We start from the raw sequence: 21657 nt of genomic DNA on the forward strand, positions 1-21657 counted from the left end.
GGAACTCGTTTGATCCATGACCAATGCCACCATTGCCAACGAAGTTTATTCCACCCATCGGCCATTGCGGATTTTGCTTTGCGACGATCACGCACTTGTCATGGATGGCATCCGATCGCGACTGGAATGCTTTGAACATATCAATATCGTTGGCGAGGCCGGCAACGGGGCCGAGGCATTGACCATGGCCGGTGACCTGCATCCTGATATCGTCCTGATGGACATTTCGATGCCGGTGATGAACGGGTTGGAAGCAGCCGAGAAATTCCGTGAAACCCTGCCCGATACCAAGGTTGTCATCCTGTCGATGCATGAAAACCCGGAATATCTGCGCACCGCCCAGCAGGCGGGTGCAAAGGGCTTTATCCTGAAAGATGTGTCATCCAATGACATGGTGCGTGCGATTGAAACCATTGCCAATGGCGGTGAGGCGTATAGTTCCACATTCGATCGCATCAGTGATGGCGAAGATAACAACAGCGATGGCGTGCCGCTGACATCGCGTGAACGCACGGTCTTGCGCCTGTTGGCCAAGGGGGCGAGCAACAAGCATGTTGCCCGTGAACTGGATATCAGTGTCCGCACCGTTGAAACCCACCGCCGCAACATCAAGCGCAAACTTGGTATCGACAGTTCGGCCGGTCTGGTGCGCTATGCCATTGAAAAGGGTCTGGTCACCCTTGATTCCAATAGCTGAAATCACGATCTGGATCACAGTTGTGCGCCGACCAGCATGACTTTGCTTTGATTTCACATTCTGGTACGGTACATTAGGTTCAGGATTGGATTGATTAAACTTTTCAATTCCGGCCGTATCCGGGTTTGATCGACCACCCAGATCAGCCCGACGTCATGGGTAGAGAGCGTGAACCATACAGCAAGCTACACATTCCGACCCGAACTTGCGCGGTGCCGCGAATGCGGTGTGCGGAAATTTGCCCTGTTCAACAACCTGACGGACGAGGATTTGAAACTTGTCCATATGCCGGTTGAAGACATCACGCTGCCCAAACGCAACACGCTTTATAATGCCGGTGATCAGGCGCAATCGATCTTTACCCTGCGCAGTGGACTGGTGAAACTTGTCCATTACCTGCCCGATGGCAATCAGCGGGTAGTGCGCCTTGTCAAACCGGGCGGGACCATTGGTCTTGAAGCATTGGTCAGTGATTGCTTTACCCACCATGCCGAAGCGCTTCAGGACAGCAGACTGTGCCGCATTCCGATTGCGGTGATCGAGAAGCTTGATAACGAAAGCCCGCGTTTGCACAAGCAGGTGCTTAATCGCTGGCATCAGGCGGTGATGGAATCCGATAACTGGCTGACCCAGATGTCGACCGGCACAGCGCGCGAACGGGTCGCCCGGCTTTGCCTGTTTTTACATGATGACGTGACCGAGAGCTGCACCGTTCCGGGGCGCGAGGATATTGGTGCGATGCTTGGCATTACCACCGAAACAGCCAGTCGGATCATCGCCGATTTCAGACGTCATGACCTGCTGGAATTCAAGTCACGCAACGTCTTCAAGCTTGATCTTGTGGGCTTACGCGAAGTTGCGGGAATGGACGCCGCGGATGAGGGCAATTACGCCGACTGATCCCCTACAAATCCTATCTTGCGGCATCCTGCAAGACGGTCTGAAAGGCCGAGTTTGGGCCACAGGCCAGTGACAGCTTTTCATATTCCTGCGGCGTATCGATCCGTTTGTGTTTTTCCGCACTCCGCCTGCGAATATCGTTCAGCCGTCTTTTGAAATCGCGGCCATATTCCGAATGAAGCCGACGCATGGCACCCGGCACGTTGTCAGCGGGCATCGGAAACATCGCCCCGACCTTGCCAACGATATCTTTGACCAGATCATCGAGGGCCACACGAATATCATCTTCCATACCCTGATTGATTTTGACGTGTTCGCCTTCGTGGGCATAGACGACGTCATATTCACAGGTACCACGTTCCAGTTCGGCCGGGATGTAGACCAGATGCTTGACCACATCGACCTTCGGGTTGACCAGAACGGGATCCAGACAATATCGCCCGGGACCGACTTGGCGTGGTTCAATGCGCATATCAAAGGATGCATTCACCTCGTATTCGGTCAGCCCCGTGACGAGATACCGCGAATCCCCACCGGCACGGCTGTTTAACCAGCGAATGGAGCGATAGCGATCAAGCATCGGGTCCATGCGATTAAATTCGAGGAAGGCCTTTGGCGCGCTGATCGGGGCACAGCTTCCTTGTGCACGGGCGGATCCGGGTAACATAACCAGAACAGCCAGAACGGTTAAAAGCGCAAACACGATGCTGCCCTTTCCGATCTGATTTTTCTGTCGCCCCAACGCTGGCAAACGCTTCTCCCGATTCTTAGGGTCCAGACTCATTCAAAACGCCGCGCACAGATCAGTCCGCACGCAGCATTCAATTGATTTATATCTACGATGAAATGTCAGACGTGGCTCACATGATCGGCGCAGTCGACACAGAGCGGTGTGGTCGGATCGGCTTCCAGACGCTTTTTCTGGATCGGCTCACCGCAATTGTGGCAATGGCCGTATTCATCATCATCCATGCGCTTGAGAGTTTTTTCGATCCGCTCCAACTCGACCGTGCGGCGACGTTCCTGTTCAAGGTGCATTTCCTGATTTTGCAGGGCATCCATCCGCGACAAACGGCCCACCGCCTGCTGATCAAGTTCGACCGGCTTGCGGTAGTCTTCCGAGTGGGTTGAATGTGCCAGAATCTCGGCGCGTCTTTCCTCCAGCCGGGTGCGCAATTTCGCAAGATCAATGTCTGTTCGATCCGTCATCCGAAACCTCATTATACGTTGTTGTTCTTAGCTATTAATATGGGTGCAGTGATCCCTCTTTCGCCAATGCATAGATCAAATTATTCAAAGATTTTGCCGATCACCTGCAATTGCCGCAGGCATCGACGAGTTTTTCGAGGGCTGCCTTGGCTTCGTCATCATCGAGGCCTTCGGCTTTGATCTTTTTCTGGATTTTGCAGCAAAGGGCTGGCCCGTTCGGGAACGGCTTGTCGGTCCAGAACGGCGCGGTTGTGCCGAAATATCCCGCCTGATCAAGGAACGAGACCCCGTAATAGTAAGCCGCCCCGACCGAGTTATAAAACGTCGGGTCATCAATGAACCCGCCATCGGGTGTCATGGATTTTGTCAGGCACCAGTGCAGCACCAATGCAATGTCTTTGGACGCGGCAGACTGGGTCGCAGTATCAACCTGCCCCCAACCAAGATCGAAAATCTTGGTGACGTCGTAATTGTTATGGTTGTTGAAATCACCATTGTGCTTCCAGCCAAACGGATATGCATCGTCACGGATCGCAAGGGTGGTGTTGAAAATCTGCGTCCACAGATCGACCTTGCCGTGCTGATAGGAAATATTGTGGAAGGTCAGGCTGAGATCGCTGCTTTTGAGCACGCCCTGATCGCTGGTGTCAAACCAACCACCCCAATAGCCACTTTCACCATCCTGCCAGTCATCAAGCCATGATTTATAGGCGCTGATATACGCATCGGTCAGATCAAAACCCTTTACGTTGGTTTTGAAATAATCGCGGATTTCGCTTTTAAAGCACATCTGTGAAAGTGCTGCCGTTACGGCCCCAAGGGCATCACGGCGATCCAGACCATCGGCAAAAATCCGCGATGTCTTTTGACCATCGAGCCAGGCCGTCATTTTGGCGGGTGTTGAGATCGGTTCCAGAAAACTGAGCGGGTATTCAGGCGCCTTGCCTTCATCGGCCAGCGTATTGACCGCATCAATCATCGCATCGACTTTGAGGAACCATTGATCGTAACAAGGCCCCCAGGAACCGTCGCTTGCGACCTGTTTTTCCGCCCAGGCCTGATCGGGATTGTTCAGCGAACTGGCAAAGCCACCCAGCTTTTGATCCAGCGTTTTCCAGTCGGCGGTATATTGCAGCAGCCATTTGCATTCGATCATCTGCTGATCGGAGGCCGCCATGCTGTTGCCGGTTTTCTGGGCGGCGATCAGTTTATCCTGAAGCGGGGCCAGCTTTGCGGCATATGTTTTTTGCTGCGCGACATAGTCGGGATCAAAAACGCAGAACTGCGCCGTGATCAGTTTACTAAAATCCGTCAAACCCATGCCCCCGATGTTTCAAAAGATATTTATCATGTAAAACCATGACAAATACCCGTGCAGATCCAAAGCATTATCGACAAACGGCGTCAAACAGCCGAAGGGATGGCATGGGATGGTAGGCCGGGTGGATGTGTGCTGGAGACTAGTTACCCAACAGCCAGTTGCGGATCACGCGCAATGCCTGTTCGGGGTCGGTGTCGACGATCCTGGCGGCGACATTGGCCTTTTTGCGATCAATCATGCCGTCAATACCGGCTAGATTGAACCGGTCCTGATCGTCGGATCCGGAAACAGGCGATACGCCCGCCGTTGTTGCGCGCAATCTTTCACGCAAACGCGAATCCGCACCCGATTCGTAGCGGGGGATCGGTGCAGCGGGCTTTGGACCGGGCAAAAATGACGGTCCATCCCCTGTTTTATCGCTGTTATCTGATTGCGTCATTGGCACAACTTTCGGTTCGCATTGTGACACAGTCATCATATTGGGCTGTCCCGACAGAGTGCAAATCCAATCACATCTTGCAAGGGGCTCTCAGCCGCTTCAGATCGTTATATTAGTTTAAAAGAAACTTTGATTTCCGGGCGTTTCGGATGCTAGGGTCGAATTAAAATAAGAAGAAAAAAGATGGGTGCGACGCTGAATTTTTCCCAATCGAGCGGACGGTTTGATCATTTGATCACCGATGAAAATGCGTTTGAAAACCGAAACGCATTTCACATATAGCAATTTCACCGCGCAATGAATCGATACAAAAAAACGCGCGATTGCAAATTTTGTACTTCCACAACTCGATCACTCTATCTAGTTTGGGAGAATCAACATACCACTACTTTAGGGTAGTTATCGCAATACTTTAGACCAGAGCACACAAATCCAAAAGGGGGGGGGCCAGGTTTTTGTGAGGCACCATACTCTTATCCTGATTGTTGCACTGACCACAATGCTGACTGGCGTTGCCAAAACGCATGCCGTTGAATTTGGTGAAGCACCCGAACTTACCAAACTGGTTGAGGACGGAAATCTGCCGCCGGTCAAGGATCGCTTGCCGACCGCACCGATGATCGTCACCCCAAATGAACGGGTCGGAACCTATGGCGGCACCTGGAAAATGGCGCAGCGGAATAGCCGCGACCATGCCTTGCTGATCAGGACAATTGGATATGAGCCACTTCTGCGCTGGACCCCGCAATGGTCATCGACCATCCCCAATGTCGCCCTCTCGTTCCAGCCCAGCAGCGATGCAACCGAGTTCTTTTTCCGTCTGCGACAAGGCATGCGTTGGTCGGATGGTACCCCGTTCACGGCTGATGACATCGTTTTCTGGTACGAAGATATCCTGAACAATCCGGCCTTTGCCGATGCGGTGCCGGAATGGCTGACATCAGGCGGCAATACCGTGCAAGTCGACGAGATCGATCCCTATACCGTTGCGTTTCGTTTCAGCAAGCCATATGGACTTTTCCCGACCGCCCTTGCCCGCCCCGAAGGTGTTGAGCCGGTAAGCTATCCAGCGCATTTTCTGAAGCCGCTTTTGCCGAAATATAATGCCAATGCCGATGCGGACGCCCAGAAGATGGGTTATTCGGGTTGGAAAGAACGTTTTATCGACGTATTTGGGCAGCCCGGCACGATTGACGACCCGACGCGCTGGAACAATCCCGATGTGCCGACCCTGAATGCCTGGGTGCTTACCGGGGTATATGGCAAGGACGATCCACTGATCGCCAAGCGCAATCCCTATTACTGGAAAATTGATCCGACCGGCCGTCAACTTCCCTATATCGACACGGTTTCCATGACACTGGTGCCGTCAAAAAGTGCGGCCGGGGATGCGGCAATTGCCGGCAAGGTCAATATGCAGGAACGCCATATCGGCACACGTGCCAACGAAGTTCTGGCCCAAAACAAGGACCTTCAGGCCTTCACGCTGATTGAGAGCGATATGAATATCATGACCTTGTCGCTTAATCTTAATGACAAGGACCCGGTGTTGCGCGACATCTTCCAGAACAAGGATTTTCGTGTCGCGCTGTCATATGCGATTGATCGTGAGACCATCATTGATCGCTTTGTCCCTGGTGCCTTGCCCCATCAGGCGGCACCAAGACCGGAAAGCCCGCAATATCACACGGTGCTGGCTCGACAGTTCATGGCATATAATGTCGAACTGGCGCGGAGCTATATTGCCAAAGCAGGACTGACCACCATCAATGATGACGGCATCCTGTTGCGTCCGGATGGCAAGCCGCTTTCATTCACGATTGATACCGAGGGTGCGGAACGCTTTCAGATGCTCGATGCGGTAATGGGGTATTGGCGCGAACTTGGCATTGATGTCAGGGCCCGTAACCTTGCGCGTGACGCGTTTGTCGCGTTGCGCGAACGCAATGAACACAATGCCAGTGCATGGGGTGGCGATGGCGGCCTTGATGCGATGCTCATCCCGATCAATTACCTGCCGATGTCTTCTGAATCGTCCTGGTTTGCAACCGGATGGGCCAACTGGTACCTGAACCCGGAAAGCCCCGATGCCATTACCCCGCCCAAAGATGTTCGCGATCAGCTTGCGCTTTATGACCAGCTCAAAGCGACAGCAAATGCGGAAAAACAAAATCAACTGATGCGCGATATTCTCGACATCAGTGCAAATCAGTTTTACCTTATGGGAATTGCATTACCGCCAAACAGAAAAGGCGTGGTAGCACGGGACTTCCACAACGTTCCCAAGGTCATGCCTGCCGCCTGGAGTTATGCGACACCTGCGCCGACCAATCCAAGTCAGTATTTTATTCAGCCCGAGTAAAATCCACGACAAACACGCATCATTCTGAATGGGGGCAGAATTAACTTGAGGACGCTGTTTGACCGACTGATCGGCAGTCTGGTTTTCAAGATCGCATTTGCGATCATTGTCGTGGAAACCATCCTTTTTGGTCTGTTTGGCGGTTATTATGTGAACTATTTCGGGGCCGAAATTGACCGCAGGATTGCGGAACAAATCAGCACACCCGGACGGCTTATCCAGCAGGAACAACTCAAGGTCTCTATTCTGAGCGATGCCGAGCAGATGGAACTTCTGCTTGGACGGCATTTGCAGCAAGCGCTCGCTGTCGGTTTTGACGGCACCATTTATCATTCAACCGACCCGTTGATGATCGGTGCATCGATCAGCTCGTTACCCGACTTCCCGACCGAACAGCTTCGCGCCGACATGAGAGAGCAGACCCTGTTCACGGTCGATGACGATACCGGGTCCAGCATGGTCAGCATCACGCCGATCTTTGCGCTGAATGCCAATCAGCCCTTCATGTATGTCTATCTCAAGGTATCCACCAAGGGCCTTGAAGAAAGCCAGCGCCAGATGCAATCGGTGCTTGTGATCGGCTCCATCCTTTGTGTGTTGCTGACCTCTGCACTGATTTTCCTGTTTACCCAGCACACGGTGCTTAAGCGCCTGATCACGGCGGCACAGTTTGTTAACAAGATCCAGGTCGGCAAGCTGAGTTCGCGGCTGACACCGATGGGACGTGACGAAATCGGCATTCTAGAACGCGGCCTGAACGCCATGGCCGAAAGTCTGGAACGCCGCACCCAGCAACATCAGGCTGCCCAGAATGCCTTGCGCGACAGCGAGGAGCGTTTCCGCGACTTTACCCTGTCTTCCGCCGACTGGTACTGGGAGATGGGCAGCGATTTCAAAATCGCCTTTGCGTCGTACAAGTTTTATCAGCTGATCGAGGAAATCAATGGCTCCCCGCAGGGGCAGTCGTTTGACAAACTTGGGCTTCACCCGGAACACCCAGAGGGGTGGCAATATCTGCAACGCCATCTTGATGAACATACCGCGTTCTATAACGTCGAATTTTCCTGGACATCGCGGGATGGTGAAAAGCAGTTCGGGCGGATAAATGGCGTGCCGGTCTTTGCGCTGGATGGCAGTTTCAACGGCTATCGCGGGACGGGCAGCAACATTACCGAACAGCATCGCGCCGCCGAGGAACAGCAAGCCTTGCAGCGCCAGCTTGCTACATCGCAAAAGCTTGAGGCGGTTGGCCAGATGGCCGGTGGTGTTGCCCATGAGTTCAACAATTGCCTTGCCGGCATCCTGAGTTTCGCCGAAGTGGCACGTGCCAAGATTGATGACCCCGAACGGGTGAAGGAATATATCGATCACGTCATCTCGCTTGGCGAGCGGGCGACCGGTGTTGCCGATCAGCTTTTGATGTTTTCGCGCCGCAGGATCGATCAGCCGAAAAATGTTCGGGTTGAAAGCATCTTTGCGGAGATGGAAAAACTGCTGGTGACCTTGCTTGAGCACCGGATTGATTTGCAAATCTGGGCCGACGAGGCCGACCTTCATACAAGGGTTGACCCGACGCAATTGTCGGCCTGTATTCTCAACCTTGCGATCAATGCGCGCGATGCGATGCCCGATGGCGGCACGCTTCAGATTTCATGCAGCAGTGCCGATATTCCGCCGCTGGCGCAGCGCGACGCCGATGAAGACGAGGATATTTATCCGCCAGAAGTCGAAGGCCAGTTTGTTGTCATCACCGTGCAGGATACCGGCACCGGGATTCCCGAGGACGTGATCGACCATATTTTCGAGCCCTTCTTCTCGACCAAGGAACCGGGCAAGGGGACCGGACTTGGGCTTTCGATTGTTCATAGCTGGGTCGAAGAGGCCCACGGCTTTATCAATATTGAAAGTGTCGAGGGCGAAGGCACGACGTTCTCGATCTATCTGCCGCGTTCGGAACCCGGCGCAGAGCCCGAGGACGAAGTTGACGAGATCGGCGTCTTCCCCGGCAATGGCGAGCGTGTTCTGATTGTCGATGATGAACAGGCCCTGCGCACCACCGCCCAAATCATCCTGGATGATGCCGGTTATCGCACCGAGATCGCAAAAAGCACCGAAGAAGCGTTGGTGATCCTGCAAACGAGCACGGGTGATGCGGCATTTGATGTGATTGTGACCGACGTCGTCTTGCCCGGTCGCAGTGGCCCGCAACTGATCATCGAGGCATTGCGCCAAAACCCGCGCTATGGCGTGGTGTTCATGTCGGGTTACCCGGCGCGATCGCGCAAGGAACTGGATAATCTTTTGGGCAATTACGTGTTTGTCAAAAAGCCATTCCGCCCCGGCAAGCTGCAAAAAGCGGTTCATGATGCGCTCAAACTCGCATCCGAACGGGCGCAGTCGAGCTGACATCGCTGCTCAACGGGTCGAGTCCCCAACCCTGACCATTGCGAAATCGCGAAATTTTCGCCGAATGGTTAAAAAAATCTTACCCGCCTATATTAGTTAAAATGCTTGCAAACCAAGCAATTGGCTGGGTCTGGGTTGCGACAGCACTGGATAGTGTGACAACCATCACTTATATCAACCTAACAAGCCCATACCGTGAACTTCAGACAGATTTGAAGAACCCGGTAAAGAGTGATGGGCATCGCCCAGCCGGACAGATAAAGAGGTCAGGATGATCGGCTCAGTTCAAGGTTCAGGACTTGGTTCAGCGGCACAGGCCGTGAATGATGCAATTACGCCCAAAGGTGGTGCAGACCCGTCTTTGCCTTTCGCAGCCGCAGAAGGCGCGATCAAAAAGGCAACCGGTCTTGCCAAGGTGATCGGCTCGATCGTCACCGAACACCAGCCGCTTGAAACCAGCGGCAATCGTGGCACCAAGGTTAATATCCTAACGTGATTTTTCCCTCTCGTTAGCTTCCTCCGGGGTGGTCTTTTATGGCCACCCTTCTTTCTGTCTGGACCACGGATTGCTGTTTGACGCGGCGCGTCACACGATCATGACAAACGTCTGACCACGTGCTAGGGTAAGCCCAACATCAATCGTGGACGATCAGATGACCACCAACAGAATTGGCACAGGCTCCTCCCAGACAGGCCTTCAGGATGCGCGCGCGCGTCCGCAGGGCGGTATGGTTTCGCGGGGTCGCGTTGGTGCCAATTCCGATCAGCCGTCATCGGACAGTTTCATCGCATCCCAGCTTGCCCGCCTGCGCAACCTGATCGCCACCGATCAGATTGACCATAATGCGCGGCGCGGGACCTACCTGAACATCGTGCTTTAACCAGCAATACCGCACATCATTGCGTCGTGACGTTCCCTTAAGGAACGCACGCATTTGACGTGCCTTTGCCGGTTCAACCAAGGCAACTCCCCCAAAAGAAAAAAGCCCCGTACCGAAGTACGGGGCGAGTTCGTTTGTCCAGGTGTGTTGGACAAGGGAGCTTGCGCAAAAGCGTGAGGGATCACGCAGTTGCCTGGTTTTCGCTCTCGGAGCGAATGGGGTGTTCCAGCTTGTCGACGATTTCCTTTGGCACGATCTGCCAGAAGTTGCCGCGTTCACGGTCCCAGTTATCGAGGATGGTGCGCGCGAAACCACTTTCGGTTTCGGCCACATGCTCTTCGATCAGAGAACGGCAATGTTCGTCCCAATGCTGGGTTTCAATGCGCTGATAAAGGATGGAGCCATCATTGACGACATCGGCAAAGGTGTTGTCGCGGTCATAGATGAACGCCATGCCACCGGTCATGCCGGCACCGAAGTTTTCACCAACGGAGCCAAGAATGACAGCCGTGCCACCGGTCATATATTCACAACCGTTCGAGCCACAACCTTCGACCACGACGGTCGCGCCGGAGTTGCGCACACAGAAACGTTCACCGGCCTGACCCGCGGCAAACAGCTTGCCTGCGGTCGCACCATACAAAATGGTGTTGCCGATGATGGTGTTTTCGTTGGTCTTAAGCGAGCTGCTTGGGCGCGGACGCAGAACAATCGTTCCGCCCGAAAGGCCCTTGCCGACATAGTCGTTGGCATCGCCCTGAACTTCGATCTTGAGCCCCTGCACGGCAAAGGCACCAAGCGACTGACCAGCCGAGCCCCGCAGACGGACATGGAGATGGCCCGGTTTCAGGCCGGTCATGCCATATTTCTGCGTGATCAGTGACGACATCCGGGTCCCAATCGCACGCTGGGTGTTCTGGATGTTGTACTGCAGCTGCATCTTTTCGCCGTCTTCCAGAAGCGGACGGGCATCCTTGATCATCTGGGCATCAAGGGTATCCGGTACTTCGTTACGGCCTTCGATGGTGCAGAAGCGAGCATGATCGCCAGCATCTGCCTGTGCCAGAAGCGGGTTAAGGTCAAGGTCAACAAGGTCCTTGGCGCCACGGTGAACCTGCTGAAGCAGGTCTGATCGGCCAATAACCTCTTCAAGACGGGTATAGCCAAGCTCGGCCAGAACGTCTTTGACTTCCTCGGCCATGAAGGTGAACAGGTTGACCAGCTTGTCTGCTGTACCGACGAACTTGGCACGCAGCGCCGGATCCTGGGTACAGACACCCACCGGGCAGGTGTTCGAATGGCACTGACGCACCATGATGCAACCAAGTGCGATCAGCGAAGCAGTCCCGATACCGAATTCCTCGGCACCGAGCATGGCACCGATCACCACGTCGCGGCCGGTTTTGAAACCACCGTCAACACGCAGCTTGACCTTGTCACGCAGGTTGTTAAGCGTGAGCACCTGGTTGACTTCCGACAGGCCCATTTCCCATGGAACGCCGGCATATTTGATCGAGGTCTGCGGGCTTGCACCCGTACCGCCGTCATAACCGGAAATCAGGATCACGTCGGCTTTTGCCTTGGCAACACCGGCGGCAATCGTACCGACACCCGAACGCGACACCAGCTTGACGCAGACGCGGCAGCGCGGGTTGATCTGTTTGAGGTCATAGATCAGCTGTGCCAGATCTTCGATCGAGTAGATGTCATGGTGCGGCGGCGGTGAAATCAGGGTCACACCCGGCGTTGCATGACGCAGCTGGGCGATTTCCACCGTGACCTTGAAGCCCGGCAGCTGGCCACCTTCACCCGGTTTAGCACCCTGGGCGACCTTGATCTGGATTTCTTCGCAGTTGTTGAGGTATTCGGCAGTGACACCGAAACGACCCGATGCGACCTGCTTGATCGAGGAACGCGCATTGTCACCGTTCGCACGCGGACGGAAACGTTCACGCGATTCACCACCTTCACCGGAGTTCGATTTCGCACCGATGCGGTTCATGGCAATCGCCAAGGCTTCGTGCGCCTCGGTCGAGAGCGCCCCGTGGGACATGCCCGGGGTTACGAAACGCTTGCGGATTTCGGTGATGCTTTCGACCTTGTCCTGATGAACAGGGCTATGGTCACTGCGGAAATCAAGAAGATCGCGCAGATGAAGCGGTTCACGCGACCGCAGACCTTCGGAGAACTTGCGGAAGGTGTTGTAGCTGCCAGACGTCACAGCGGACTGCAAGGTGTGGATCAGCGGACCGGTCCAGACGTGACGTTCGCCACTGCGACGGTATTTATAAAGACCACCCACCGGAAGCGTCACAACATTGCCGTTAAAGGCTTCTTTGTGCTGGGCGATGGTCCGGCGCTGAATACCCTGAAGGCCGATCCCTGAAATACGCGACGGCATGCCCGGGAAGAATTCAGCCACAAGCGACCGCGACAGACCGATGCTTTCGAAGTTATAGCCACCACGATAGGAGCTGATGATCGAGATGCCCATTTTCGACATGATCTTGAGCAAACCGGCATCAATTGCAGCCTTGAAGCGCTGCATGACTTCAGCGGTGCTGTTCACATTCGGGAACAGGCCACGCGCATAACGATCCAGCAGACCTTCCTGTGCGAGATAGGCGTTGACCGTCGTTGCACCCACACCGATCAGAACGGCGAAGTAATGCACATCCATGCATTCGGCCGAGCGAACGTTAAGCGAGATATAGGTGCGCAGCGATGTCTTGACGAGGTAGCTGTGAACGCCACCGGTCGCAAGGATCATCGGGATCGCGGCACGGGTTTCGGAAATGCCTTCGTCGGTCAGGATGATGTGCAGGGCACCGCCGCGCACGGCTTCCTCGGCTTCGCGCTGAATGCGGGTGATCGCATCACGCAGGGCCGTCTGCCCACCACTGATGTCAAAGGTGGTGTCGATTTCAACAGCACTGTCGCCCATATAGCCGCGCATGGCGTCATATTCGGCGTTGGTCAGAACCGGGCTTTCGAGCTGCAGCAAGTCACACTGGCTTTCATCCTCATCAAGGATGTTGCCAAGGTTGCCCAGACGGGTTTTCAGGCTCATGACGCGCGCTTCACGAAGACTATCGATCGGCGGGTTGGTGACCTGCGAGAAGTTCTGACGGAAGAAGTGATGCAAGCCGCGATAACGGTCCGACAGGATCGCAAGCGGGGTGTCATCACCCATCGAGCCGATGGCTTCCTTGCCGTCCTCACCCATCGGGTGGAGGATCAGTTCAAGGTCTTCGTGGGAAAGGCCCATCGCCTTTTGCATACGCAGCAGGCGTTCTTTTTCGAAATGTGCCGGTTCGGCATGTTCCGGTGAAATCAGATCATCAAGCACCTTGGTGCGGCCAACCCATTTCGACCAGTCGCGACGTGCTGCCAGCTGATCTTTCAGCTCGGCATCGTGCAGCAGTTTGCCTTCTGCAAGGTTGACGGCAATCATCTGGCCCGGGCCGAGGCGGCCTTTTTCAACGCAGGCTTCCTCGTCGATATGAACCATACCGGCCTCGGAACCAGCGATCAGAAGACCATTGCCCGTTACTGCATAACGCAGCGGACGCAGACCGTTACGGTCAGTACCCCCCATCAGCCATTTGCCGCCATAGGCCGCAAGGGCGGCCGGGCCGTCCCACGGTTCCATCACAGCGTTGCAATAGGCATAGAGGTTTTTATAGCTGTCTGGTGTGGAAGCCTTTTTCGACCAGGCTTCGGGCACCATCATGGTTTTGACCATCGGCAGGTCACGACCCGAACGCACCATCAGTTCGAACACGGCATCAAGGGCGGCCGAGTCAGACGAGCCTGGCTGGATCACCGGTTTGAGGTCATCGATGCTGTCGGCATAGGCATCATGTGCCATGCGTGCTTCGTGGCTTTTCATCCAGTTGACGTTGCCGCGCAGCGTGTTGATTTCGCCGTTATGGGCCAGAACACGGAACGGCTGTGCCAACGGCCAGCTCGGGAAGGTGTTGGTCGAGTAGCGCTGATGATAGACGCAGAAGTTCGAGATGAAGCGATCATCGCGCAGATCGGGATAGAAGGTATCGACGTCTTCGGCCAGGAACATGCCCTTGTAGATCACCGAACGGCACGACATCGAGCAGATGTAGAAATCCTTGATCGCCTCGGAAAGCACGGCCTTTTCGATACGGCGACGGATGGCATAAAGGTCGATCTCGAACTTTTCTTCGTCGACGTCATCACGGACACCGATCAGAACCTGTTCGATTTCCGGGCGGGTCTGGTTGGCTTTTTCACCGATGACCGATACATCAACCGGCACCTGACGCCAGCCGAGAATGCCGTAACCCTGTTTGAGGATTTCGGTTTCAACAATCGCACGGCAACGTTCCTGTGCGGCCATGTCGATACGCGGCAGGAAAACCTGACCGACAGCGATCAGGCTGTCCGGGGCTTCCTGGTTGATGACCTTAAGATATGCCTTGAAGAAATCCTGCGGGATCTGAAGGTGGATACCTGCGCCGTCGCCGGTCTTGCCGTCGGCATCAACAGCACCACGGTGCCAGATGGCTTTCAGCGCCTCGATACCGGCTTCGACAACTTCGCGACGCGGTTTGCCGTCAATCGCACCGACCAGACCCACACCACAGTTGGCGTGTTCTTCGGCCGGGTCATACATGCCACTGGCTTCAAGATGTGCTGCGTTCTTTTCAAAACGGGCAATGTCAGCAGCGCCACGGTTCTGATCCATTTTATCCTGAACGATCTTGTTCATATCGTCTCTCTCCTAATGCGGCAGCGGGCTTAAGCAGCAGCTTCTTTGCGCGCCAGCAAATACTCATCAATCCGGTCAGCCGCATCACGGCCATCGCGAATTGCCCAGACCACAAGCGAGGCACCACGGGCAATATCACCCGCAGCAAACACGCCATCGAGATTGGTCATCATGGTGCGGAAGTCGATCTTGACCGTGCCCCAGCGCGACACACCCAGTTCCGGTGCATCAAACAGGGTCGGCAGGTCTTCGGGTTCGAAACCAAGCGCCAGGATGACCATGTCGGCATCCATGGTGTAGCTTGAACCTTCGATGATTTCCGGGCTCTGACGGCCACCGGCATCCGGGGCACCAAGGCGCATCTTGACCGCACGCACACCGGTTACCTTGTCATCGCCGACAAAGGCTTCGGGGTTGGTCAGCCAGACAAACTCGACACCTTCTTCCTCGGCATTGGCCACTTCGCGCTGCGAGCCCGGCATGTTTGCACGGTCACGGCGATAAAGACACTTAACCGATTTGGCACCCTGACGGATCGCGGTACGGACACAGTCCATGGCGGTATCACCACCACCGATCACGACAACATTCTTGTCCTTGGCATTGAGTGTTCCGTCTTCGTAAGCCGGAACCGTGTCACCCAGGCCATGGCGGTTGGACGTGGTCAGATATTCAAGTGCCGGATAGACATTGCCAAGGCCGGCACCGGGCAGCTTCAGTTCGCGGGCCTTGTAAACGCCGGTCGCGATCAGAACGCTGTCGTGTTTCTTGCGCAGGTCATCAAGGGTCGCATCACGGCCAACCTCGAATTCGGTGTGCATGACAACACCACCTTCTTCGAGAAGCTTCACACGGCGTTCGACGACATCCTTTTCAAGCTTGAAGCCCGGAATACCATAAACCAGCAGCCCGCCCATGCGGTCATAACGGTCATAGATGTGGACTTCATATCCTTTGAGGCGCAGCTGTTCGGCCGCGGCCATACCACCCGGACCACCGCCGATGATGCCAACCGACATGCCATTTTCCTTGGCCGGTTTCGGCGGCTTCACCCAGCCATTCGCAAAGGCGGTGTCGGTGATGTATTTTTCAACAGAACCGATGGTAACAGCGCCGTGGGTCGACTGTTCGATCACACAATTGCCTTCACACAGGCGGTCCTGCGGGCAGATGCGACCGGTGACTTCGGGCATGTTGTTGGTTGCAGCCGAGATGGCATAAGCCTCTTCAAGGCGACCTTCGGTGGTCAGGCGCAGCCAATCGGGGATGTTATTATAGAGCGGGCAATGCGCCTGGCAGAATGGCACACCACACTGCGAGCAGCGCGATGACTGATCGGCGGCACTATTGTCATCAAACGGTGCATAAATTTCGTTGAAATCCGTGCGGCGCTCGGACGCTTCTCTTTTGTGCGGATATTTTTGTTCAAGATGAACAAATGTCAGCATCTTTTCTGTCATGACGGCCCTCTGGAAGGGTTTTATGTTGCGGGTTTTGCTCTGTATACGTGTCGAACAGGCAAGAATCCAGCACAAAATATCATTTAGGTCAATATTACTGACTTAAATATCCAGACAAATTTTCCGGTTTTTCAGAGGAGGCCTTGGAAAATGACCGCAACATTGTTTCAATAGTACCATAACGGTACTATTTATGCGTTTCGCCAAAATGGGCTAAACTGCTATAAGCGATCAGTTTTTGCAGCGAACAGCCACAGAGGCGGGCGTGACCCTACAGCACATTATTCTTCTGGCGATCGTTCAAGGGATCACCGAATTTCTCCCGATCAGTTCATCTGGCCACCTTGTCCTGGCCCCTGCCCTTACCGGAAGCGCGGATCAGGGTTTGTTGGTAGACGTTGCGGTGCATGTCGGTACTTTGGCTGCTGTTTTGATCTATTTCTGGCGTGATGTGTTTGCCATGCTTGGCGGATTCGTCCGGCTGTTTACCGGGCGAATCAACCCCGGTGCCCGCCTTGCCCTTCATATCGTACTTGCCACCATCCCGGTGATTGCCGTCGGATTCTATTTCAAGGTTTCCGGGATCGAGGAACAGCTGCGCTCTGTTGAAATCATTGCCTGGACCACGCTTGGCTTTGGGATCTTGCTTTGGCTTGCCGACAAGGTCGGCATGACGATCAACCGTCTTGAACATATGCGCTGGGGCGGTGCCCTGTTCATCGGGCTTGCACAGGTTCTGGCCCTTGTGCCGGGTACCAGCCGGTCAGGCATCACCATGACGGCTGCGCGCTTCATGGGCTATGAACGATCAGACGCAGCACAGTTTTCAATGCTGATGTCGATCCCGGTCATTCTCGGTGCCGGGTTGCTGGCAGGGATCGATTTGCATCAGACGGGTGACATCAACCTGACCGAAGACGTCCTTCTTGCAGCGGGTCTGTCATTTATCACCGCCCTGATCGCCATCGCCCTTCTGATGAGCTGGCTGAAACGATCCAGCTTCACGCCCTTTGCGATCTATCGCATTTTGCTGGGCGGCGGACTTCTGGTGTGGATTTACGTCTATGGCGGTGCGCCCCTTCCGTTCCTGAGCTGATCAACCACCACCGTCCAACGCAGACCCAAGAGCCCCACATGTTTTTACGTCCCCTTGACCCGGCGGCAGATGGCGCCGCATTGCACCGCATTTTTGGTGATCCGGATTGTTGTACCTGGCTTCCTGACCCGGCCTTTGCCGATCTTGATGCGACGATTGCCAAATTGCGCGAATGGACAACCGGGTTCGAGGCTACATCATGGGTAATCTGCGAGACACCGGATGGACCTGCCCTTGGGCGTATTGCGCTTTATAATGTCGGGCGTGACGAAGATGTCTGGGAAGCGGCCTGCATGGTGACCCCGGCCGCGCGCGGTCGGAATTATGCCGCACGTGGTCTTTATGCCGCGATCCGGTATCTGTTTGAAAACACCACCGCGCGCCGGGTGTTTGCCGATATCGACCCGGACAATCACGCGTCGATCAGAACATTTGAAAAGCTGGGCTTCACCCGCGAGGGTGTTCTGCGCGGCGAGTGGCAAACCCATATCGGCATTCGTGATTCGGTGATTTTCGGGCTGCTGCGTACTGACAGCCTGACCGATATTGCCAACCCGCCTGAATTAATCACCGCCTAGGCTGGTGTTTTTCCGGGCCGGGATCAGTCCTGCCAGATCGGACCGCCGGACAGGACGATCTGGGCGCGCGCCGGATCTTCGGGGGCGTAATCCGACTCCTCGACAAAGCGCATCAGAAACGGTTCGTGTGACAGCAGGAATTCAAGCGCACCACACTGCACCTCGTTCGAGGCGATCCCGGCTTTGAGATCATCAAGCCCCATGCCGGTTTGCGCGATCAACCCCTGAAGCAATTCGTCGTCGCCCGCGATATGAGCGATGGCGCGAATGGCGAGAGTTTCAGCTGCTTCCTTGTTCATATGTGCGAATGCCTGCGTGATAGAACTGTTATTTGAACCATTTTGCCTTGGACAAGGCGCGCCAGACAACAAGACCGGCAATCACGATGACGCCAGCGGCAATTGCGCCCAAGCCATTGCCCGCCACCAGCACAAGCCCCCAGAAGCCGACCGTCCCAAAGCCAATTGCCAGACTGAGGAAGGCGGACTTGGTCAGGGTGTCCTGATTTTTCTGGGCCATTTCGGCGCGCTTGATTTCATCGACGATCTCATACCAGGCCAATTGCTGCCAACGGGAATATTTCAGCCCCTTGCTCGGCCCCTTGCGGAGGAATTCATCAAGCTGTTTGACGATATTGGCTGCGCGCTCTTCGGGGGCAACATATTTGCCAATCCGCTCCTTCTTGCGCGGGCCTTCGTCTTCTTGGTCTGGTAACGGCATAGGGCAGCCTGACACGTGATTGCGGCGATGCGTTATGGATAGGCGGCATCTGCTTTACATCCGGTAAACATTACCCTGTCTTGCGTTTCTGCCAGTGTCGCAGGCAAGCCTTTTCAATCTCGACCAGCACAAAGACGCTGAACCCGACCCCGACGGCCATCGCCCAGCCAAGCGGCGGGATGGCGACACTTTCAAACAGATACTGCATCGGCGGGGCATAGGTGTAGATCAGCTGGAAAAGCACGACCAGTGCGACCGCAATCAACACCGCCCGACTGCCCAAAAGCCCTTGTCTGTTGAATGCCGATGCGGTCAGGAAACGCGCGTTGAACAGATAGAACAGTTCAAACATCACAAGCGTGTTGACCGCGACCGTGCGCGACACTTCAATATCCGCCCCACGGTTCTGGGACCAGACAAACACGCCGTACACACCGGCCACGAGAATGAGCGAGACAAAAATCGTCCGCCAGATCAGAAAGCCCGAGAGTAACGGCGCATCGCGCCTGCGCGGTTGACGTTTCATGACGTTATCTTCAGCCGGCTCAAAGGCAAGCGCGAGGGCGAGTGTGACCGCCGTGATCATATTAACCCACAGGATTTGCGGCGCGGTGATCGGTAACAGCTGGCCCAGGGCCAGCGCCATGACAATGGTCAGGGCCTCCCCACCGCTGCTGGGCAGGATGAACAGGATCGATTTGACCAGATTGTCGTAAACCGTTCGGCCTTCTTCGACCGCGGCGGCGATCGAGGCAAAATTGTCATCGACCAGCACCATTTCGGCGGCTTCCTTGGCGGCCTCGTTGCCCTTTTGGCCCATGGCAACGCCGACATCGGCGCGCTTAAGCGCCGGGGCGTCATTAACGCCATCGCCGGTCATGGCAACGACATGGCCCTCTGCCTGCAGGGCCTTGACCAGACGCAGCTTATGTTCGGGACTGGTGCGGGCAAAAACATGGGACTTTTGGGCGACGGCGCGCAATGCGTCATCATCAAGCCCGTCAAGCTCATGGCCGCTGACCACAGGTTCGCCATCGCCAAGGCCCAGTTGCCGGGCAATGGCACCGGCCGTGATCGCATGGTCGCCCGTGATCATTTTAACCGCAATCCCGGCGGCACGGCATTTGGCAACGGCGGCGATGGCTTCGTCGCGCGGCGGATCGACAAGGCCATAAAGGCCGATCAATACCAGATCCTGTTTGACGTCGTCAAAGACCAGCTGATGATGGCCGTTATGGGTCGGGCGGAAGGCAAGTGCCAGCACCCGCTGGCCATTTTCGGCCATTTCCTGCATGCGGGCTTCCCAATAGGGACGATCCAGGACTTCCTGATAATCCGGCCCGCCTTGCGAGCTGCACATGCCCAAAATACGTTCCGGCGCGCCTTTGACATAGATGAAGCCATGCCCCTCTGCATGGTGATGCAGGGTCGCCATGAAACGATGTTCGGATTCAAACGGGATGACGTCGTGGCGCGGCAGTTGACGGTTTTCGGTGCCGGGTTCCAGTTTCGCCTTCATGGCAAGGGCAACCAGTGCGCCTTCGGTCGGATCGCCATCAACCGACCATTGGCCATCCGTTTCATGCAGACCGGCATCACTACACAGCAACGCCCCACGCGCCATTTCGGTCAACCCTGGATGATCCCCGAGCGTGACCGGCTTGCCGTCCAGTTCAAACCCACCTTCGGGGCGGTATCCTGTGCCGGTGACAGCATAAAGATGCTTGCCGGTAGCAACGGATTGCACCGTCATTTCATTGCGCGTAAGCGTACCGGTCTTGTCCGAGCAGATGACACTGACCGATCCCAATGCCTCCACCACTGGCAGGCGGCGAATGATCGCACGCCGTGCGGCCATGCGTTGCACGCCGGTGGCAAGGGCGATGGTCATGATCGCCGGCAGGCCTTCGGGGATGGCGGCGACGGCGAGCGCGACCGCACCGACAAACATGTCAGCCGCCCCGCGCCCATGCACCCAGACACCAATGGCAAAGGTGACAAAGGCCACCGCCATGATGGCGGCACTGAGTTTACGCCCGAAGGTCGACATTTGCCGCAGTAGCGGCGTGGTAAGGGTGGTGACTTCAGACAAAAGCGCACTGATACGGCCGATTTCGGTTTTGGCACCGGTGGCAACAACCACGCCGCAGCCCTGCCCATGGGTAACCATGGTGCCGGAATAGGCCATGGAAAAACGATCACCAAGTGCCGCGTCCGCGGCCACGGGGGAGACGGCCTTATCGACGGGGACAGATTCGCCCGTCAGGATGGCTTCCTGAATTTGCAGGCCCTTGACCCGGATCAGACGCACATCAGCCGGGACCTTGTCCCCCGATTGCAAATGGATGATATCGCCCGGCACGACGTCTTCGGCGGGGATTTCGATTTTACGCCCGGCCCGCTCGACGATGGCGGCAAGCGAAAGCATATTACGGATTGCTTCAAGCGCGCTTTCGGCCCGGCCTTCCTGCACGAAACCGATGATGGCATTGATCACCACCACCGCCAGAATGACCGACGTGTCGACCCAATGTGCCAGTGCCGCCGTGACGACAGCCGCCAGCAGCAGGACATAAATCAGCACATTGTTAAACTGCGACAAAAACCGGATCAGCGGCCCACGCCGACGCGGCGGATCAAGCCGGTTGGGACCATATTGCGCCAGACGTTCGGATGCTTGTTCTGCATCAAGGCCTTGCGGGCTTGTTTGGAAATCTTCAAGGGCCTGATCGGCGGGTAGTGCGTGCCATGCGCCGTCCTGCTGGATCGGGACACCCGAAAGTTCTGTGGCTTTGGCAGCGACTTTGTTCATGGCGATGCTGGCCTGTTGATGGCGTGAAT

At 55.6% G+C, this 21657-nt stretch carries 17 protein-coding genes; 8 read left to right on the plus strand and 9 right to left on the minus strand.

What is annotated here, in order from left to right:
- Nucleotides 1-16: 16 nt before the first annotated feature.
- Nucleotides 17-697 (plus strand): response regulator transcription factor, encoded by a 681-nt coding sequence (locus TH2_RS00095; protein WP_008888344.1) that lies wholly within the window; start codon nucleotides 17-19, stop codon nucleotides 695-697.
- A 168-nt stretch (nucleotides 698-865) separates the two neighbouring features.
- On the plus strand, nucleotides 866-1597 hold the full coding sequence (locus TH2_RS00100; protein ID WP_008888345.1) for a Crp/Fnr family transcriptional regulator: 732 nt from the start codon (nucleotides 866-868) through the stop codon (nucleotides 1595-1597).
- A gap of 13 nt (nucleotides 1598-1610) precedes the next feature.
- Here the strand turns inward: TH2_RS00100 and TH2_RS00105 are convergent, their stop codons facing one another.
- The 4 genes from TH2_RS00105 to TH2_RS21630 all read right to left on the minus strand — a co-directional run bounded on the left by TH2_RS00105 (nucleotide 1611) and on the right by TH2_RS21630 (nucleotide 4458).
- Nucleotides 1611-2300: a hypothetical protein gene (locus tag TH2_RS00105; RefSeq protein ID WP_157193734.1), complete on the minus strand. Its 690-nt coding sequence runs from the start codon at nucleotides 2298-2300 to the stop codon at nucleotides 1611-1613.
- A gap of 146 nt (nucleotides 2301-2446) precedes the next feature.
- A complete protein-coding gene (locus tag TH2_RS00110) occupies nucleotides 2447-2806 on the minus strand; it encodes a TraR/DksA family transcriptional regulator (RefSeq protein ID WP_008888347.1) in 360 nt (119 codons plus the stop codon).
- 100 nt (nucleotides 2807-2906) lie between these two features.
- A complete protein-coding gene (locus TH2_RS00115; protein WP_008888348.1) occupies nucleotides 2907-4127 on the minus strand; it encodes a hypothetical protein in 1221 nt (406 codons plus the stop codon).
- A 139-nt stretch (nucleotides 4128-4266) separates the two neighbouring features.
- Nucleotides 4267-4458, minus strand: a complete 192-nt coding sequence (locus TH2_RS21630; RefSeq protein WP_238538628.1) for a hypothetical protein — start codon at nucleotides 4456-4458, stop codon at nucleotides 4267-4269.
- 565 nt (nucleotides 4459-5023) lie between these two features.
- Between TH2_RS21630 and TH2_RS00125 the strand changes: the two genes are divergently transcribed.
- From TH2_RS00125 to TH2_RS00140, 4 genes are all read left to right on the plus strand, one after another.
- Complete coding sequence (locus TH2_RS00125) at nucleotides 5024-6928, plus strand: ABC transporter substrate-binding protein (RefSeq protein ID WP_008888350.1); 1905 nt, start codon at nucleotides 5024-5026, stop codon at nucleotides 6926-6928.
- Between the two features lie 45 nt (nucleotides 6929-6973).
- Nucleotides 6974-9334, plus strand: coding sequence for an ATP-binding protein (locus tag TH2_RS00130; protein ID WP_008888351.1), 2361 nt, complete (start codon nucleotides 6974-6976; stop codon nucleotides 9332-9334).
- Nucleotides 9335-9605: 271 nt separating this feature from the next.
- Nucleotides 9606-9830, plus strand: a complete 225-nt coding sequence (locus TH2_RS00135) for a hypothetical protein (protein WP_008888352.1) — start codon at nucleotides 9606-9608, stop codon at nucleotides 9828-9830.
- A gap of 157 nt (nucleotides 9831-9987) precedes the next feature.
- Entirely contained in the window at nucleotides 9988-10215 is a 228-nt protein-coding gene (locus TH2_RS00140; RefSeq protein ID WP_008888353.1) for a hypothetical protein, read from the plus strand.
- 181 nt (nucleotides 10216-10396) lie between these two features.
- Here TH2_RS00140 and gltB read toward each other — a convergent pair whose 3' ends face one another.
- Both gltB and TH2_RS00150 read right to left on the minus strand, forming a co-directional pair.
- Nucleotides 10397-14962, minus strand: coding sequence for a glutamate synthase large subunit (gene gltB, locus TH2_RS00145; protein WP_008888354.1), 4566 nt, complete (start codon nucleotides 14960-14962; stop codon nucleotides 10397-10399).
- 29 nt (nucleotides 14963-14991) lie between these two features.
- A complete protein-coding gene (locus tag TH2_RS00150) occupies nucleotides 14992-16422 on the minus strand; it encodes an NAD(P)-dependent oxidoreductase (RefSeq protein ID WP_008888355.1) in 1431 nt (476 codons plus the stop codon).
- A 265-nt stretch (nucleotides 16423-16687) separates the two neighbouring features.
- Between TH2_RS00150 and TH2_RS00155 the strand changes: the two genes are divergently transcribed.
- Entirely contained in the window at nucleotides 16688-17518 is an 831-nt protein-coding gene (locus TH2_RS00155) for an undecaprenyl-diphosphate phosphatase (RefSeq protein ID WP_008888356.1), read from the plus strand.
- Between the two features lie 38 nt (nucleotides 17519-17556).
- Nucleotides 17557-18096 carry a GNAT family N-acetyltransferase gene (locus TH2_RS00160; protein ID WP_008888357.1) on the plus strand — a complete coding sequence of 180 codons (540 nt, stop codon included), beginning with the start codon at nucleotides 17557-17559 and terminating at the stop codon, nucleotides 18094-18096.
- Nucleotides 18097-18119: 23 nt separating this feature from the next.
- Here TH2_RS00160 and TH2_RS00165 read toward each other — a convergent pair whose 3' ends face one another.
- From TH2_RS00165 to TH2_RS00175, 3 genes are all read right to left on the minus strand, one after another.
- Nucleotides 18120-18395 (minus strand): DUF3572 domain-containing protein, encoded by a 276-nt coding sequence (locus TH2_RS00165; RefSeq protein ID WP_008888358.1) that lies wholly within the window; start codon nucleotides 18393-18395, stop codon nucleotides 18120-18122.
- Nucleotides 18396-18423: 28 nt separating this feature from the next.
- Nucleotides 18424-18816: a hypothetical protein gene (locus TH2_RS00170; protein WP_008888359.1), complete on the minus strand. Its 393-nt coding sequence runs from the start codon at nucleotides 18814-18816 to the stop codon at nucleotides 18424-18426.
- 70 nt (nucleotides 18817-18886) lie between these two features.
- Entirely contained in the window at nucleotides 18887-21628 is a 2742-nt protein-coding gene (locus tag TH2_RS00175) for a cation-transporting P-type ATPase (protein WP_008888360.1), read from the minus strand.
- Nucleotides 21629-21657: the final 29 nt, after the last annotated feature.

Origin of the sequence: Thalassospira profundimaris WP0211 (genome assembly GCF_000300275.1) — a bacterium.
GTDB classification, from domain to species: Bacteria; Pseudomonadota; Alphaproteobacteria; order Rhodospirillales; family Thalassospiraceae; genus Thalassospira; species Thalassospira profundimaris.